Below are 13,729 nucleotides of genomic sequence, written 5' to 3' on the forward strand. Positions count from 1 at the left end.
TGAACGGAGGTTGCCTCCCATACGTGGGGAATCGGCCGCCCCGGTGGGCGATGCGGACGTCGTGCGGCGATTGGCCGCCATAATCACCGCAGAAAGGGCGGTGATTGTGCCAAGGAGGCCGAAGCGCCCAGGCATCGTTGCCGATGCAGTAGGCCGAGGACATCGCCTATAGGTTTCCAGCAAATTCCACCATTGCCAGGCGCGTCGGCCATCGCGCCTGGCGCGTTCGCCAGCTCAGCCCGCCTTTGCCGCCCACTGCATCGCATCTCTGTGGTGACGCATGTGCCCGGCCATTCGGCAACCGGCGTCAGCGCAGGAGGATCGCGCATGCATCGAGTGGTCTACCCGAATAGCAGCTATTTGAACTTTATTCGTTTTACAGGTATTTTCTGTTTAGCTGGATCACGGGTACCACCCCAATGTCGACACGCCACGTTCTGGTCACCGCGACGCAACTAGGCGCGACGCTGCAGGCCGCACGCAAGGCCCAGGGACTGACCCAGTCTGCACTGGCCGGCCGGCTCGGCCTGAGCCAGTCGCGGGTTTCCCATCTGGAGTTGAATGCTCATGCGTTGAGCGTCGAACAACTCTTGGCCTGGTGCGCGGCGCTGGGGTTGGAGCTGACCATCGGTACCCGCGGCGACCCCACCGCCGCTAACACGCAAGCGGAGTGGTGAGATGGGGCGTCGATCGCACAGCCGCAGCCTCTCCATCTGGACAAATGGCGTTCGCGTGGCGCGATGGACGCTGCCTGCGCGCGGGGACATGGAACTGCACTACGACGCGGATTGGGTGGGTGCCGACATTGGCCGGCCGCTGTCGCTGTCGCTTCCGTTCAACCTGCAGAACCAGCCGCTCAAAGGCGAGAAGGTCTTCAACTACTTCGACAACTTGCTGCCCGACAGTGATGCGATCCGCCGCCGGGTAGCGCAGCGCTTCACGGCGCCATCCACCGATCCCTTCGATCTGCTGAGCGCGGTTGGACGCGATTGCGTGGGGGCCGTGCAGATCCTGGGCGAGGAGGAGGTTCCGCAGGATGTCGAACGTATCGACGGCGTACCGCTGTCCGAAGAGGACATCGAACGGCACCTGATCGACACCGTCTCGCCGCATGCCTCCGCCGCACACCGCGACGCGGATGCGGATTTCCGCATTTCCTTGGCTGGTGCGCAGGAGAAGACGGCCTTCCTGTGGTGGGAGGGGCAGTGGTACGCGCCGCGCGGTGCCACGCCGACCAGCCACGTCTTCAAGCTGCCGATGGGCCTGGTGGGCGGGCGGCGGGCGGATTTCAGCACCTCCGTCGACAACGAATGGCTGTGCCTGCGGCTGTTGAAGGCGTATGGCTTGAACGTGGCCGATGCGCGCATCGCCCGCTTCGGCCAGCAGCGGGTGCTGGTGGTGGAACGCTTCGACCGGCGCCTGGCGCCCAATGGACAGTGGCTCATGCGCCTGCCGCAGGAAGACTTCTGCCAGGTCGAAGGCTGCTCGCCGCTGCGCAAGTACGAGAACGAAGGCGGTCCAGGGCTCAAGGCCTTGTTCGGCACGCTGCGTCAGTCGGTCGATGCCGAGGCCGACATGAAGACGGTGCTGGCGGCGCAGGTGTTGTTCTGGTTGCTGCGCGCGCCCGATGGTCATGCCAAGAATTTCAGTATCCAGCTGCTGCCGCGTGGCCGCTTCCGGTTGACTCGGCTGTATGACGTGATGTCGGCCTATCCGGTGTTGGGCGATGGCCCCCATCAATGGTCGCCTTACGACATCAAATTGGCCATGGCGTTGCTCGGCAAGAACAAGCATTACGCGATGCACAGCATCCAGCGCAGGCACTTCATCAGCACGGCGCAGCGGGTCGGCTATGGGCCGACGGCCGAGCCGCTTATCGAGGAAATCCTGGCTCGCACACCGGCCGCCATCGCCGAGGCGCGTGCGGACCTGCCGCAGGACTTCTCGCCGCGCGTTGCCGACACCATCCTGGGCGGACTCGCGCAGGCTGCCGCCGCGCTGGAAGGGATGGCCGCTTAGCTGGGCGAGCAACTGCCAGTGGGCAATTGCAATCCGGATGCGGTCCAAACCCTATGTAGTGCGAGATGTACTCTGGTGCCGGCTTCCCCGCCATCCAAGCCGTGTGGATGTTCGCTGGGTGGATGACAGGCGGGCTTTGCAAGGAAGTCTCCATTTTCAGGATGCGCGGGGCCGCGCCGAAAGCAATGGCGTGCGGCCGGAAACGATTCGAGTACGGAGGGCGGTGCCGCCGGCCGTTGGAACTCGGTCGCTCAGTCGCGCTCGAAGCGCTGCAATTCGTCCAGTTGCGCCAGCGCCTTGCGCAGGCTGCCGCCGCTCAAGGAATCGTCCATCTTCCGGCCGAACTCGGCGCGGTGCGGGCGGCGCGCCCAGCGGTGGAACCACCAGGTGCCGAGCAGGCCAGCGATGCCGATGCCGTAGCCGCTCCACACCAGCGCGGGCGCCTTGGCCAGCAGATCGACATCGCCCAGGCCAGCCAAGGTCTGCAAGACCGCGATCCACAGGAACCACCACGGCAGACCGGCGACCATGCCGCTGCGGATGTACAGCGTGCGTGTGCGCAGCAATTGCTTCTGGATGCCGAGCACCGGCTGCGCATAGTCGATGTTGCCGAGTCGCCCCAGCACCACACCCGCCGCGACGATCGTCAGCACGCCATACGCCTGCACCAGCATGCCGGCGACGATGGACGCGGCATGTGCTGGCTTGCTCATCCACAGCAGCGACGCGAGCAGGACGAACGCAATGCCGAACAGGATCTGCATCACCTGGCCCCAGTACAGCGGGCGCAGGCTGCCGCGCGTCCTGTCCAGTTTGCGCTCGCGCAGTTCGTGCAGCTTCAATGTGTTGTCCAGTTGCAGCCGGCGGTCCAGCGTTTGCCAGGCCGATTTGAAGTCTTCGAGTTCCATCATGGTCTCCATGGCGTTGTTCAGCGAAATTCGTCGCGGATGCGCTGTTTCAGGCGTCCGATCTTGGTGGAGACATTGCTTTCGGTGATGCCGAGGATCTGGGCGATCTCGCGTTGCGGGCGGTCTTCGAGGTAGAGCAGCAACAGTGCGCGGTCCAGCGGCGGCTGGCGGGCGATGACGTCCTGCAGCAGGCGAAGCCGCTGTTCGTTCTCCGGGTCCGCGGCGTTGCCGTCGGCCACCTCGTGCAGGGTTTCGTCCAGCGGCATCGCGTCGTGCCGCAGCCGCAGTTCGCGGTTGCGCAGATGGCTGATCGCCACGTTCAGCGCGATCCGGTACATCCAGGTGCTGACGCTGCGCGCGGGGTCGTACGTCGGCCAGGCGTGCCAGAGCTGTGCCGCGATTTCCTGGGCCAGATCGGCGCGGTCCTCGGCTCCGCGGGCATAGCTGCCGGCGACCTTGAACACGATGCCGGAATGGCGCTGCAGCAGCGCGCTGAAAGCATCTCGGGCGTCGTTCGCGGTCATGGCGGTTGCGATGGTATCCATTGGTTCACCGGCGCGGCCTTCGCGCCCCTCGCAACCATGATTCGCACCAGCGCACGGAATCTCACACCGCGCCAGCAAGAATCTTCAACTGGTCATTGCGCGGAAGGACGTTGGATCAAGCCGCGCCGCAGCGCGGCGTCGGCTTGAATGCAGCGTCAGGCTGCTTGTCGGCAAGTGGCAATGCCAAAGCTGACGGTGCTGCAGCGCGGTGCACTGCCCTTGTCGTCGCGATACGTCGTGTTGCCGAAGGAGTCCGGCGTGCCGCGAACCGCGTTGCGCTAATCGCTACGGGTCGTGGTATTGCCGTAGGAGTCTGTGCTGCTGCGCGTCACGCTTCCGTCGTCGCCGCGGCACGTGGTGTTGCCGTACGAGTCCGTCGAGCAGCGTGTTGTGTCGGCAAGTGCGCTCGACGTGGCCAGCAGTCCAGTCAAAAGTGCGAGTGTGGCCATTTTCATTTGAAACCCCTGTGTATGGAGCGATCCAGCGCTTGCCAGTGTAGCCGTTGATCGTCAGTCAGGCAGGGCGCTCTATCGCCTTCGATCGCTCCTCGTCGCGGGACGGTGCAGCGTCATCCTTCTTCGTATTCAACGCAACGCGATCGATGCTGGATCGCGTGTCGATACGGAGACGAACTGTTGCGAAGCAGCATGCAACTCATCAAAAGGCGTGTTACTTCTAGCCTAGTTGGATCGATCCAAAGCCGTTGATGCAGCGCATCTGGGGAAGACGGCGGGTAGGGATCGCGTGCTACGCGTTTGCTGAGGCCTGCTCTTGTGTCCGCATGCAGCTGCGGTTGTGAAGCGGTGTCGGATGCCGACTTGAGCTGCGATTCATCGGGTCGATCCGGTCCACGTTGCGTGCCTTCACTGTGCGCCGTTGCCACTGGAAGTGCTTGACGCCACACGTCGCGGCACAACCGACCGAGAGAGTTTGGGGAGTCTGCCATGCCAATCCGTCTGCGCTTCGCGCACCTGTCCGAATCGTCTTGCAGGTGGGTGGCGTCGCTCGTTGCCTCGGCGTTGCTGTGCGCGGGAACTGGCGCGGCACGCGCGGCCGATGCCGATTTTGCGTCCTCGTTCGAGCGGGGCGAACCTGCGCCAGCTTCGGCGGCGCAGTCCGACAAAACAGGCGTGAGCGTCGCCATCGGCAAGGGCCCCGAGCAGCCCTACGCGGCCAAGGCCGGCATGGGCTACACCGGGCTGCATGCGCTGCACTATCGCGCTAATGCAGCCGGGCACGCACAGCTGTTCGCGGTCGATCTTCCCGTGGAGCCGCACACGGTGCTGTCGTGGATGGTGCTGCCGGAGATTGTCGACGGCGACACGGTGGCGTCGACGGGCGTAACGGTGGATCTGCTGTTCGACGATGGGCGCCGCCTGTCCGAATTGGGCGTGGAGGATCAGCACGGAGCGCCGGTCAGTGCGGCGGGGCAGGCGGCGTCGAAGACGCTGTATCCGCAGCAGTGGGCGCTCAAGCAGGTGCGGTTGGGTGAGGTGGCGGCCTTGCGCGGCAAGCGCATCCGTGCCATCGAGTTGCAGGTGCAGCCTGGCGCCGGCAAGGTGGCATCGGGCTGGATCGATGATGTCGTGGTGCGCCGTGAAGCGGCGCTGCAGGCGGCGCGGCGGCCCAGCGACGAGGTAGTGACCACGCGCGGCACGCAGTCCAACGGTACGTTCTCACGCGGCAACAACATCCCGGCCACGGCGATGCCGCATGGCTTCAATTTCTGGGTGCCAGCGACCGATGCGGGGACGCTGAGCTGGCTGTACCGCTGGAACGAGCAGAACGGCGACGACAACCGGCCGCGGTTGCAGGCGCTGTCGATCAGCCACGAGCCTAGTCCGTGGATGGGCGATCGCCAGACCTTCCAGGTGATGCCGTCGTCCACGCGCGGGGTGCCGGAGGCGGACCGTGCGAAGCGTGCGTTGTCGTTCGGCCACGACCGCGAGGAGGCACGCCCGCATCTGTACCGGGTGGACTTCGACAACGGCATCCGCGCCGAGTTGGCGCCGAGCGAGCGGGCGGCGATCTTCCGCTTTCGCTTTCCCGAGGGTGGCGATGCCAATCTGTTGTTCGACAATGTCGACGCGCGCGGCGGGCTGACTCTGGATGCGGCGACGCAGACCCTGCGTGGCTATTCCGACACGCGCAGCGGCCTGTCCAATGGCGCCACGCGCCTGTTCGTGTATGCGCGCTTCGACCGTCCGTGGACGGCCAGCGGCAAGATCGCCACCGGGCGCCCGACCGGCTATGTGAAGTTCGCGCCGGGCGCGGACCGCACGGTGGTGATGCGCATCGCCACCTCGCTGATCTCGGTGGAGCAGGCGCAGCGCAATCTGCAGCAGGAGATCGGCGACGCCGGGTTCGAGCTGGTGCAGTCGCGTGCGCAGGACGCGTGGGACGCGGTGCTGGGCCGGGTACAGGTGCGAGGCGCCAGCCACGACCAGCGGGTCACGGTGTACTCCAATCTGTATCGGCTGTTCCTTTATCCCAACATCGCCCACGAGAACGTCGGCGACGCGGCGCATCCGGATTGGCGGCATGCCGACCAGAACAGTTGGTCCAAGGACAACGCGGGCGGCGATGCCGAACGCACCGCGGCGCCGATCCTGCCGGGCAAGGTCTACGTCAACAACGGCTTCTGGGACACCTTCCGCACCAGTTGGCCGGCCTATGCGCTGTTCGCGCCGGAACAGGCCGGGGCGATGATCGACGGATTCCTGCAGCAATACCGCGACGGCGGCTGGGTGGCGCGCTGGTCCTCGCCGGGCTATGCGGACCTGATGGTCGGCACCAGTTCCGACGTGGCGTTCGCCGATGCCTGGTTGAAGGGCGTGCGCGGGTTCGATCCGCACGAGGCGTATGCGGCGGCGCTACGCAACGCGACGGTGGTGCCGCCGGTGTCGAATGTGGGCCGCAAGGGCCTGGCCCGCTCGATGTACCGCGGCTATGCTGCCAACGACGTGCACGAAGGGCTGTCGTGGACGCTGGAAGGCGCGCTCAACGACTTCGGCCTGGCGCAGATGGCGCAGGCGCTGGCGGAGCAGGAACAGGAGCCGCAGCAGGCACAGCGTTACCGCGAGGAAGCCGAGTACTTCCGGGCGCGTGCCACCGATTATGTGTATCTGTTCGACCCGGCCACGCGTTTCTTCCGCGGGCGTACGCCGGCCGGCCAGTGGAGTACGCCTGCGTCGAAGTTCGATCCGCGCGTATGGGGCGGCGACTACACCGAGGCCAATGCCTGGACCTTCGCCTTCACCACGCCGCACGACGCCGCGGGCCTGGCCGGGCTGCTCGGCGGCGAGGACGCCATGGCGGCGCGATTGGACGAGCTCTTCGCTACGTCGGAGACGGCCGACAAGCGCTTTGCCGGCAGCTACCGCGGCGTCATCCACGAGATGACCGAGGCGCGCGACGTGCGCATGGGCATGTACGCGCACAGCAACCAGCCCTCGCACCATCTGCCTTGGATGTACGTGGCGGCGGGGCAGCCGTGGAAGACCCAGCGCCTCACCCGCGAGGTGCTGCGCCGGCTGTACCTGGGCAGCGAGATCGGCCAGGGCTATCCGGGCGACGAGGACAACGGCGAGATGTCGGCGTGGTACCTGTTCGCCATGCTCGGGCTGTATCCGCTGCGGATGGGCGCGCCGGAGTACGTGATCGGCTCGCCGGCGTTTCCGCGTGCCGAGGTCGAGCTCGGCAACGGTCGCAAGCTGGTGGTGATCGCGCGCAACAACAGTGCGCGCAACGTGTACGTGCAGTCGCTCACGCTCAACGGCAAGCCGTGGAACAAGGCCTGGCTGCGCCACCAGGACATCGCCGACGGCGCCACGCTGGAGTTCGTGATGGGGGCGACGCCCTCGCGCTGGGGGAGCGGCGCGGACGCGTTGCCGCCGTCGCTGACGCCGCCGGGCAGTGCGCCGCGCGGGCTGGAGGATGTGGCGTCGCAGGCCGTGGCGGTGACGTTGGAAGGGCAACCCAAGGCCGCGGTCTTGATCGACGACGATGCAACGACGGCGCTGCCGCTGCCGGCCGGGCGCAGTGTCGACCTGCGCTTCGACACACCGATGCCTGCCACGTACTACACGCTGACCAGCGGCGATGCCGCGGTGTCCGGCCTGGCGTGGACGCTGGAAGGGCGCAACGGCGATGGCGCGTGGACCACGCTGGACCAGCGGCGTGCGCAGGCATTCGCCTGGGCGCGACAGTTGCGGCCGTTCCGCATCGCCACGCCGGGTGCGTACAGCGCGTACCGCCTGCGCCTGGAGGCTGGCGAAGGCGTGGCGCTGGGCGAGATCGAGCTGCTGCGGCCGGTGACACGGCAGGCCATGCCATGAACACGCGACAGCGCTGCGCCTGCGCACTGCGCATCGCCCACTGCAGCACTCGTCGAACGCATTAGCGCTGTTGCGCGGCAGCATGCGCTGCGCCAAGCGCTGTGATACTTAGTTTTTCAACGGATTAGAACGATCCAATTAAACGGGACTGTTGCGAGGGGAGGGACCGCACGACCGGCATGCCGCGATGGCGCCGGATGTCTTCACTACAACGATGCACGCATGTTCGTTCGGTCTGGATCGAGCGACACCCATGCGTGCCGCAAGCCGATCAATCTTTGGGAGAGGATGATTGACATGAATTGCAAGCCATATGCACGCCACCGTAGCCCCTTGTCTGCGGGTATCGCCATCGCGCTGCTCGCCAGCGCCGCCTCCACCACCGCCTTCGCCCAGCAGGCCGACGGCACGCCGGCCCCCACGGGTCAGGCCGAGGTCAAGGCCACCGACCTGGATGCGGTGACGGTCACCGGCTACCGCTACGCGATCGAGAAGAGCCTGGAGCAGAAGCGCAACGCCAACGCCGTGGTCGATGTGATCACCGCCGAGGATGTAGGCAAGTTCCCCGACAAGAACGTGGCCGATGCGCTGCAGCGCGTACCCGGCGTGGTCATCACCCGCGACGGCGGCGAAGGCAAGAACGTCAGCGTGCGCGGCCTGTCCTCGGAGCTGGTGCTGACCGAATTGAACGGCAACTACATCGCTACCGCCGAATCCAACGGCGACCCGACGCGCTCGTTCAACTACACCCTGCTGCCGTCGAACCTGCTGGGCAGCGCCGAGCTGTACAAGACGCCGGAAGCGCGCATCGACGAAGGTGGCATCGGCGGCACGGTGATCCTGCAGACGCGGCGCCCGCTGGAGCTGGAGCCCAATTCCGGCTTCGTCTCCGCCGAGGGCGTGTGGTCGGACAGCAGCAAGAAGACCGATGGCCAGTTCTCCGGCTCGTACTCGTGGCACGACCAGGACAACCGCTTCGGCGTGTTCGTGGGGTACACGCAGCAGAAGCGCACGGCGCGCACGCTCAACGCCAGTACCGAGAATTGGCAGTGGTACGGCGCTAACGAGGTCGGCCCGGCGGTCGACGTCAACGGCAGGCCATCCGACTTCAAAGGCGACTGGTGGGGTGGCACCGGCTTCTGGGACCAGAACGGCCAGTACTACACCGGCTTCATGATGCCGACCGCGGTCAGCCTGGACGTCAAGCAGGAAGAGCGCGAGCGCAAGGGCGGCCAGCTGACCTTCCAGTTCAAGCCCACCGACGACCTGACCCTGACCGCGAACTACTTCCGCTTCGACCTGTCGCAGAACTCGCAGACCAACACCATCAAGATTCCCGAGTGGAACATTGCGCGCTACTACGGCGACGGCAACTGGCGGGGCGGCCGTCTGCTCGACGGTCTGCAGTTCGATCCCAGCGGCACCATCGTCACCGGCGCCGCCTACAGCCTGCATCCAGGCAAGACCTATTACTGCAACGAGATTCAGGCCGCCGCGGCTGGCCTGCCAAAGGACGGTTGGGGCTCCGACGACTGCACGGTGCCCACGCCGCAGATCACCGGCAGCTACAACATCGAGAAGTCGCTGTCGCAGACGGTGGACCTGGGCGGCGAGTGGCGCGGCGAGAAGGTGGACGTGTCGTTCAAGGCCGGCCGCACCTGGGCCAAGGGCGGGCCGGAACTGCAGTTCTCGCTGCCGATCAAGCCGCGCCGGCAGAACGCCGACGGCAGCTGGAGCAACGGCAACTTCGCCAGCGCCTGGGACCTGACCGGCACGCCAACCATGACCTTCTCGCCGGAGCTGATGCAGAACCTGCGCGACGGCATCCTGCAGGTCGACCTGGGTTCGACCGGTTCGTCCTGGACCCGCAACACCAACCAGCAGCAGTACGCGCAGATCGATACCACCTGGCACATGGACGGCGAGTTCTTCGACTCGCTGCAGTTCGGCCTCAAGCGCCGCGACGGCGGTATCCACCGCAACACCGGCAACAACTACTGGGTGTGCCCGGGCACCGACCCGAGCGACTACAACAACCGCTACTGGAACGGGCGCTGCAACGCGCTGGCCACGCAATTCTCGCCGGACCTGCTGTTCCCGCTGGACAACCTGGCCGGCGGGGTGAAGTCCAGCGCGTTCCCGGCGATCAACTTCCCCGGCTACATCGGCTACTTGAACCAGACCTACGGCGCGATGCAGACCCGTAACGAAGACAACTTCGTCTACAACGTCGACGAGAAGATCTATTCGACCTACCTGCAGCTCAACTTCCACACCGAGCGCCTGCGCGGCAACGTCGGCGTGCGGGTGGCGCGCACCGGCCAGCATGCCGATTCCACCGACAAGGTGACCGCCTACAACGATTATTTCTTCGATGGTGCCGACGGCAATCCGCTGGCCTGTCAGCAGGGTGCGGCCATGCCCGCCGGCGCGCCGGCCGATACCTACTGCGGTACCGAAGGCTACTGGCGGCTGTCGGACACCGAGCAGCGCACCGAGTCGTTCGTGGTCAGCGCGCTGGACCGTAAGTACACCGACGTGCTGCCCAGCTTCAACCTGGCCTACGACCTGACCGAGAACCTGCTGCTGCGCGCGGCGGCGTCGAAGGTGATCGCACGGCCCAGCTACAACGCCATCGCCGCGCCCGGCAGCCTGGAGTACTACAGCCCCGAGTACGTGGCCGACCGGCGCCTGACCGGCGGCGCCAGCGAGCAGGGCTGGTATGGTTCGGGCAGCAACAAGAAGCTGGAGCCGTACAAGGCCAACCAGTTCGACCTGGGGCTGGAGTGGTACTTCCAGCCGGGCTCGGTGGCGGGCGTCGGGCTGTTCCGCAAGAACGTGGAGAACTTCTCGGTCGATGTGATCAGCGACGTCAACATGCTGATCAACGGCCAGACGGTCACCGTGCAGAACTACAGCACCAAGGCCGGCGGCCAGGATGCGGTGTCGCAGGGCGTGGAGCTGTACGCGCAGCACACGCTGCCCTCCGGCCTCGGCGTGCAGTTCAACTACACCTACAACGATGCCAGCAAGGCCGCGGTGCGGCTGGAGGATGGCACCGAGGTCGGCAAGACCGCGATGCCGGGCAGCGCCAAGAACCAGACCAACCTCACCGTGTTCTACGAGACCGACCGGCTGCTGCTGCGCGCCTCGTACAACCGTCGCGGTGAACTGGTGCAGGGCCTGGTCAACGGCTTGAACGTGTACGAGGAGCCGTACTACCAGATCGATCTGAACGCGGCGTACAACATCACCCCGGCGCTCAGCCTCACCGCCTCGGTGCTCAACCTGACCAAGCAGGAGTCGCGCCAGCACCTGGGCGACGACACCCGGGCGCGCTTCTACACCGGCGGTTACGCCGGGCGGCTGGCGTACCTGGGGTTGACCTACAAGTTCTAAGCTGGCGCGTGTCGTGCCCATGCCTGCCGCGCGGCGGACGGCATGGGCGCGACGGTCCGGCGGCGGCCGGGCCACCGTTTTCGCCGTCCACGACCGCGCCGTCGCGCTTGCCGCGGTCGTCCACTACAGGATCCATCGCATGACGTCTTCCCCGCTGCCCTCCCTGCTGCGCATGTTCGCCTTGTCCTTGCTGCTGGTGACGCCGGCACTGGCCGCCGCGCCGCGGCTCAGTGCCGAGGTCAACACCTTCATCGGCAGCAAGGACGACGGCAACACCTTCCCCGGTGCGTCCGCTCCGTTCGGCATGATCCAGGTCAGCCCGATCGGCGCGCACTACGCCGGCTGGCGCTACGACGATCCGCAGATCCGCGGCTTCGGCCATTCCTTCCTGTCCGGCGCCGGCTGCTGGGAGCAGGGCGGGCAGGTCTCGGTGCTGCCGGTGACCGGGCGTATCGGTCCCGGCGGCGCGTTCGATACGGGCGACCCGCAGGCGTTCGACCACACTCGCTATGGCGCGCACTACCAGCACGACGGCGAGCGCGGCCAGGCCGGCTACTACAAGGTGCGGCTGACCGATTACGGCGGCATCGACGCCGAAGCGACCGCACTGACCCGCGCTGCGGCCGAGCGCTACACCTTCAGCACCTCGGGCGACGGCCACGTACTGGTCAACATCGGCCAAGCCAACGCCCGCCACACGGTCACCGGCAGCACCCTGAACGTGGTCGGCGACCGCGTCGTGGAAGGCAAGCTGGTGACGCAGAGCTTCTGTGGCGGCCACCAGTACACCACCTGGTTCCGCCTGGAGTTCGATCGCCCATTCAAGGCCTTCGGCACCTGGGGCGAGGCCGGCGGCGTGCCGGGCTCGCGGCATGGCATGGAGGGCGAGGGCAAGCCCAGCGGCGCGTGGCTCACCTTCGACCTGAGTAAGGGCCGCGCGGTGACCGCCATCTCGGCGATCTCGCACGTGGACGCCGAGGGCGCACGCAACAACCTGCGCCGCGAGGGTATGGTCAACGGCCGCCTGCTCGGCTTCGATGCGATGCGCGCCCGCGCGCAGCAGGCCTGGGACAAGGAACTGGCCAGCGTGCGCGTGCAGGGCGCCAGCGGCGACGACCGCGTGGTGTTCTACACCGCGCTCTACCACGCGCTGCTGCAGCCGCTGACCGGCAGCGACGCCGATGGTCGTTATCGCGGCTACGACGACGGCATCCACCACGCCGACGGCTGGACCTACCACGAGTTCTTCTCGCTGTGGGACACTTATCGTGCGCAGAACCAGTTGCTGGCGTTGCTGCGGCCGCAGCGCGCCGCCGACATCGGCCGCTCGATCCTGGCGATCAACGCGCAAGGCGGCTGGCTGCCGCGCTGGGGCTATGCCAACTTCGAGACCAACGTGATGACCGGCGATCCGGTCACGCCGTTCCTGGTCGACCTGTGGCGCTTCGGCGCGTTGCAGGGGCGCGAGGCAGAGGCCTACGCGGCGCTGCGCCGCAATGCGTTCGAGATGCCGCCGTTGAATTCGCGCCATGCCGGGCGCTCCGGCAATGCCAACTACCTGGCGCAGGGTTTCGTGCAGTACGACCGCGCGTTTCCGTCCAAGGGCATGGATGTCGACCCGCACCACGGCGGCTCGGCGACGCTGGAGTACGCGCTGGCCGATTGCGCGCTGTCGACGATGGCCGGTGCGCTGGGGCATGCCGAGGACGCGGCGGTGCTGAATCGGCGTGGGCGCAACTGGCGTTCGATCTGGGATCCATCGGTGCGCGACACGCAGACCGGCTTCACCGGTTTCCCGCGGCCGCGCACCGAGGACGGGGCGTGGTACACGCCGGCGGATGGCCATTACGATCCGCGTTCGCAGCACGGTTTCCACGAAGGCACGGCCTGGCAATACCAGTGGCTGGCGCAGCAGGACGTGCCGGGCCTGGTGGAGGCGATGCACGGGCCGGAGCAGACCGCACGCCGCCTGGACACCTTCTTCGCCTACGACGCGCTGCTGGCCGACCCGTCTGGCGCCGCGCGCAAGGAATGGGTGATGGGGCCGTACAGCTACTACAGCCAGTTCCGCTACAACCCCAACAACGAGCCGGACCTGCATGCGCCGTGGATGTACACGCTGATCGGCCAGCCGTGGAAGACCAGCACCGTGCTGCATGCGGCGCAGACGCTGTTCACCAATGCGCCGAATGGCGTCACCGGCAACGACGACCTGGGCACGATGTCGGCGTGGTACCTCTTCAGCGTGATGGGCCTGTATCCGGCGGTGCCCGGCACCGGACAGTTCCTGCTGCACGCGCCGCGCTTTTCGCGCATCGAACTGGACGTGGGGCCGGGCCGTACGCTGCGCATCGATGCGCCGCAGGCCGGCGACGGCAAGCTGCGCTACGTCGGTGGCGTGTCGCTGGACGGCCGCGCGCACGCGCCGGTGTGGCTGGACTGGGCGCAGTTGCGCCAGGGCGGCCGCCTGCGTTTCGACCTGCGCGATGCGCCGCAGCCGCAGGGCTGGGGCACGCAGCCG

General features: G+C 66.7%; 7 protein-coding genes. 5 read left to right on the top strand and 2 right to left on the bottom strand.

Going from position 1 to position 13,729, the window contains the following annotated elements; all coding sequences use genetic code 11:
* Positions 1-419 precede the first annotated feature (419 nt).
* Positions 420-677: a helix-turn-helix transcriptional regulator gene (locus D180_RS02015; RefSeq protein ID WP_017911467.1), complete on the top strand. Its 258-nt coding sequence runs from the start codon at positions 420-422 to the stop codon at positions 675-677.
* A gap of 1 nt (position 678) precedes the next feature.
* On the top strand, positions 679-2,019 hold the full coding sequence (locus tag D180_RS02020) for a type II toxin-antitoxin system HipA family toxin (RefSeq protein WP_043090310.1): 1,341 nt from the start codon (positions 679-681) through the stop codon (positions 2,017-2,019).
* 251 nt (positions 2,020-2,270) lie between these two features.
* On the opposite strand, the gene D180_RS02025 is transcribed toward D180_RS02020, so the two are convergent.
* Both D180_RS02025 and D180_RS02030 read right to left on the bottom strand, forming a co-directional pair.
* Positions 2,271-2,939, bottom strand: a complete 669-nt coding sequence (locus D180_RS02025; RefSeq protein WP_017911469.1) for a hypothetical protein — start codon at positions 2,937-2,939, stop codon at positions 2,271-2,273.
* 8 nt (positions 2,940-2,947) lie between these two features.
* On the bottom strand, positions 2,948-3,451 hold the full coding sequence (locus D180_RS02030) for a sigma-70 family RNA polymerase sigma factor (protein ID WP_043090317.1): 504 nt from the start codon (positions 3,449-3,451) through the stop codon (positions 2,948-2,950).
* Positions 3,452-4,602: 1,151 nt separating this feature from the next.
* Between D180_RS02030 and D180_RS02035 the strand changes: the two genes are divergently transcribed.
* The 3 genes from D180_RS02035 to D180_RS02045 form a co-directional block, all read left to right on the top strand.
* Positions 4,603-7,809, top strand: a complete 3,207-nt coding sequence (locus tag D180_RS02035; RefSeq protein ID WP_017911471.1) for a GH92 family glycosyl hydrolase — start codon at positions 4,603-4,605, stop codon at positions 7,807-7,809.
* A 297-nt stretch (positions 7,810-8,106) separates the two neighbouring features.
* Complete coding sequence (locus D180_RS02040) at positions 8,107-11,208, top strand: TonB-dependent receptor (protein WP_043090312.1); 3,102 nt, start codon at positions 8,107-8,109, stop codon at positions 11,206-11,208.
* 130 nt (positions 11,209-11,338) lie between these two features.
* Positions 11,339-13,729: GH92 family glycosyl hydrolase (locus D180_RS02045; RefSeq protein WP_198526499.1), on the top strand; the 2,391-nt coding region annotated here is incomplete at its 3' end.

It is taken from the genome of Xanthomonas sp. SHU 166 (genome assembly GCF_000364685.1).
GTDB lineage: Bacteria > Pseudomonadota > Gammaproteobacteria > Xanthomonadales > Xanthomonadaceae > Xanthomonas_A > Xanthomonas_A sontii.

Bases quoted from the DNA above. Each gene is read 5' to 3' on its own strand.
- D180_RS02015 (WP_017911467.1), top strand. From the start codon at position 420: ATGTCGACACGCCACGTTCTGGTCACCGCGACGCAACTAGGCGCGACG.
- D180_RS02020 (WP_043090310.1), top strand. From the start codon at position 679: ATGGGGCGTCGATCGCACAGCCGCAGCCTCTCCATCTGGACAAATGGC.
- D180_RS02025 (WP_017911469.1), bottom strand. From the start codon at position 2,939: ATGGAGACCATGATGGAACTCGAAGACTTCAAATCGGCCTGGCAAACG.
- D180_RS02030 (WP_043090317.1), bottom strand. From the start codon at position 3,451: ATGACCGCGAACGACGCCCGAGATGCTTTCAGCGCGCTGCTGCAGCGC.
- D180_RS02040 (WP_043090312.1), top strand. From the start codon at position 8,107: ATGAATTGCAAGCCATATGCACGCCACCGTAGCCCCTTGTCTGCGGGT.